This is a genomic window from Bradyrhizobium sp. UFLA06-06 (assembly GCF_054820065.1).
In genome coordinates, this window is sequence record NZ_JADFUD010000146.1 from 1 (window position 1) to 2,532 (window position 2,532).

General features: G+C 64.5%; 2 protein-coding genes. Both read right to left on the minus strand.

All coding sequences use genetic code 11. The features are described from left to right. Nucleotides 1–113: 113 nt before the first annotated feature. Complete coding sequence (locus tag IF803_RS42365; RefSeq protein WP_461196145.1) at nucleotides 114–1,268, minus strand: alpha-hydroxy acid oxidase; 1,155 nt, start codon at nucleotides 1,266–1,268, stop codon at nucleotides 114–116. Nucleotides 1,269–1,476: 208 nt separating this feature from the next. Beyond that, nucleotides 1,477–2,286, minus strand: a complete 810-nt coding sequence (locus IF803_RS42370; RefSeq protein WP_028343501.1) for an MlaD family protein — start codon at nucleotides 2,284–2,286, stop codon at nucleotides 1,477–1,479. Nucleotides 2,287–2,532: the final 246 nt, after the last annotated feature.

Consider the following 2,532-nt stretch of genomic DNA (forward strand, 5'->3'; position numbering starts at 1 on the left):
GCCAGCATGGTGAATCAGAAACACACTGATTTGGGAATCCCAAATCGATTCAACCTAAACCCATCCCGCTTTAGCGGGAGAGGGGACGTAGTCCCGTTGCGGATGCAATCGTCTCAGAACTTCCGCACCAGGTCCGGGGTGATCTCCTTCAGGCTGCGGATGCCGAGCAGCGCGAGATCGCGGTCGATCTCGGCATGCAGGAGCGAGATCGCGCGCGCCACGCCGGGCTCGCCGGCGACCACGGCGGCATAGAGGAACGGCCGCCCGACCCAGACGAAATCAGCACCGAGCGCCAGCGCCTTGATCACGTCGGTGCCGCGGCGGATGCTGCCGTCCACCATCACGGTCATGTTGCCCTTCTGCGCCGCGATCTCCGGCAGCGTGCGCAAGCCGGCGACGGTGTAGTCGAGCTGGCGGCCGCCATGGTTGGAGACCATGACGCCGTCGCAGCCATGTTCGCGCGCCAGCCGGGCGTCTTCCGGCGCGATCAGTCCCTTGACCACGAGCTTGCCGCTCCAGCGCTTGCGGATCAGCTCGACATGCTTCCAGGCCAGCTGGTCGCGGCTGCCGATGTTGCGCATCAGGTTCTTGGACAGCACCGGCGGGCCCTGCTTGGCGTCCATGTTCTCGAAATGCGGCATGCCGTGATTGAACACGGTGCGCGCCCAGGTGTTGAGCAGCCAGTCGGGATGGGTGATGGTGTCCCAGAACACCCGCGGCGTGATCTCGAGCGGCACCTGGAAGCCGTTGCGGATATTGTTTTCGCGGTTGGGCGGCACCGGCACGTCGGCGGTGACGACGAAGGTGTCGTAGCCGGCGGCGGCGACGCGATCGACCAGCGGCTCGATCCGCTCGGGAAGGCCGGCGAGATAGGCCTGGTACCAGGCCGAAGGATTGGCGGCGCGAACGTCCTCCAGCGTGATCAGCGAGGAGGCCGACAGGATCATCGGGATGTTGGCGGCAGCCGCGGCCCGCGTCAGCACGATGTCGCCGCGATAGGCGCACAGGGCAGAGGAGCCCATCGGCGGAATGCCGAACGGCGAGGCGTAGCTCTTGCCGAACAGCGTCGTGGACTGGTCGCGGCCGGAGACGTCCTGCAGCACCCGCGGCACGAAGCCGTATTCCTCGAACGCCCGGCGATTGTCGGTGCGGGCCATATCGGTCTCGGCGCCGCCGGAGATGTAGCCGTAGAGGAATTTCGGCAGCAGCCGCCGCGCCTGCGGCTCGAAATCGTCGAGCGTGAGATAGCTCCGCAGATGCCGCGGCACGGCAGGCGTGGCGCGGTTCACGGTTGCGGGAGGCGGAGAGGGGGCTGCGGTCCGGTCGTGCACGTTGAGCGTTTCCGTTGTTCTTGGTTCTTGGTCGGAAGGCCAGACTAGAGCATGATCCGGAAAAGTGGATACCGGTTTTCCGAAAAAATCATGCTCAAACAAAGAGATGAGATCATGATGCGATTCCATGGAATCGCATCATGATCTAGCGCCTGCCGGCGGGCCCGACAAATTTCTCGTTGAACTTGTTGACGGACTGGTTGACGTCGCTGAGCGTCTTGCGGGTCTCGGCGATCATGGCGCCGGATTTCTTGTCGAAGCTCTGGATCAGCTCGCGCAGCGAGATCACGGTCGGCAGCAGCTCGCCGCCATATTTGTCGCTGCCGAAGCTCTTCAGGAACTTGTCGGCCGCGGTCATCTTGGCGTCGACCGCGCTGATCCCGTCGTCGGCGGCGTCGATGAAGCCGGCGATCAGCTCGCCATTGCCGGACAGCGAATTGGTGAAGTTCTCGAGCCCGAGCAGCGAGTCCTTGATGTCGGCCTCGTTCTCGCTGATGACGCGGTCGACATTGCGCAGCGCGACCCGCAGCTTCTCCTGGATTCCCATCGTGCCTTCGGCGTCGGCCGTCAGCTCGGGAATGCCGTCGGCGCCGAGCGTCGGCGGCGGAGCATCGTCGGTACCGCCGGTGAAGGAGATCGAGGCGATCCCGGTGAGGCCCTGGAATTCGAGGCCGGCCTGGGTGTCCTTCTTGATCGGGGCGTTGCCTTCGATCCGCGTCATCGCCACCACGCGGTGCCGGTCGAGCCTGATCGAGACCACCTCGCCGATCCGCACGCCGGCGAAGTTGACGCTGCCGCCGCGGCGCAGGCCGGAGGCCGAGCCCTCGAAGATGACGCGGAACGGCACCATCCGCTTGATGCCGGCGTAGCGCTGATAGCCCAGCCAGCCGCCGAGCGAGCCGGCGATCAGGGCCAGCGTCAGGGTGCCGATCAAGAGATTGCTGGCGCGCGCCATGCGTAAAACCCGTCTGCGAAGCAGACCTCAAGAGATAGCGGATTTGCCGCCGATAGTCACCGCACCTGACCCTTACCTCGCCCCGCGTGCGGGGTCGAGACGAGCGAAGCTCGCTCTTAGAGGTCGGATCGCATCGAAGATGCGATCCGGGTGAGGGGAGTCTCCGCGCATTAAAGCGTGATGGCATTAAGTTCGATAGCCTGAATTTTTGAGGTAGTTGGCACATTCCTCGGAGGTGAAGGCGTC